Annotated in this window: 2 protein-coding genes; both read right to left on the reverse strand. The window is 72.6% G+C overall.

Features of this window, described 5'->3' with window-relative positions; translation table 11 throughout:
* The coding region (locus D7231_RS35765; RefSeq protein ID WP_199739553.1) for a M67 family metallopeptidase at positions 1–195 on the reverse strand (195 nt) is incomplete at its 3' end.
* A 42-nt stretch (positions 196–237) separates the two neighbouring features.
* Positions 238–1042 (reverse strand): alanine:cation symporter family protein (locus D7231_RS35770; protein ID WP_147449930.1); only part of this gene is annotated, 805 nt, incomplete at its 5' end.

Genomic DNA, 1042 nt, shown 5'->3' on the forward strand with positions numbered 1-1042 from the left:
CCGGTACAGGCGCAGCAGGTCGCCGGAGTCGAACTCGTAGAACGTCGGGGAGCGGGCCGCGTTGAGCATCGGCACGAACCGCTCCGGGCGGTCGCTGCCGGCCGGCCCGGCGACGACTCCGCACGCCTCGTCGGGGTGGTCCGCGCGGGCGTGGGCCACGATCCGGTCGCGCAGCTCCTGGGTGATGGTCAGCATGCGGCCAGCCTAAAGGCCGCCCCGGGGGACCCCCCGGGCCGGTCACTTGGCGAGGGTGATGTCCCCCGCGGCCTCGGCCGCCGCCTCGTCGGCCTCGATGACCTCGTCGGTCTCCCCCGCGTCCCGGCGGGCGACGTAGACCAGCACCTTGCGCAGCTCCCGCCGGACGACGGGGGCCAGCAGGTAGAGGCCGATGATGTTGGCGACGGCGGCCATGAAGAGGAAGGCGTCCGCGAGGTCGACGAGGGTGCCCAGGGAGAGCAGCGTGCCGACCATGATCATCAGGCAGAAGAGGACCTTGTAGACGGTCCCGGTGACGCGGCCCGCGCCGAAGAGGTGGGCCCACGCCTGCTGCCCGTAATAGCCCCAGGTGATGATCGTCGAGAAGGCGAAGAGGAAGACGGCCAGGGTGAGCACGGCGGGGAACCAGGGCAGCGCCGTCTCGAAGGCGTCGGAGGTGATGGAGATCCCGGCCGTGGTGCCGCTGATCTCGCCGCCGGCCGCCGCGGTGTCCCGGGCCTCCAGGTAGGCCGGGCCGCCGGCGACCACGATGGTCAGGGCGGTCATGGTGCAGATGACGACGGTGTCGAGGAAGGGCTCGATCAGCGCGACCAGGCCCTCGGTGGCGGGGCGCTTGGTCTTCACGGCGGCGTGCGCGATGGGCGCCGAGCCCACGCCCGCCTCGTTGGAGAAGGCCGCCCGCTGGAAGCCCATGATCAGCGCGCCGACCAGGCCGCCGGCGACCCCCTCGGGGGCGAACGCCCCGCTGAGGATGGCGCCGAACGCGTCGGGCAGGTCGGTGGCGTTGAAGCCGATCACCAGCAGGCAGGCGGTGACGTAGCGGATG

Origin of the sequence: Streptomyces klenkii (assembly GCF_003626645.1) — a bacterium.
Taxonomy (GTDB): Bacteria; Actinomycetota; Actinomycetes; order Streptomycetales; family Streptomycetaceae; genus Streptomyces; species Streptomyces klenkii.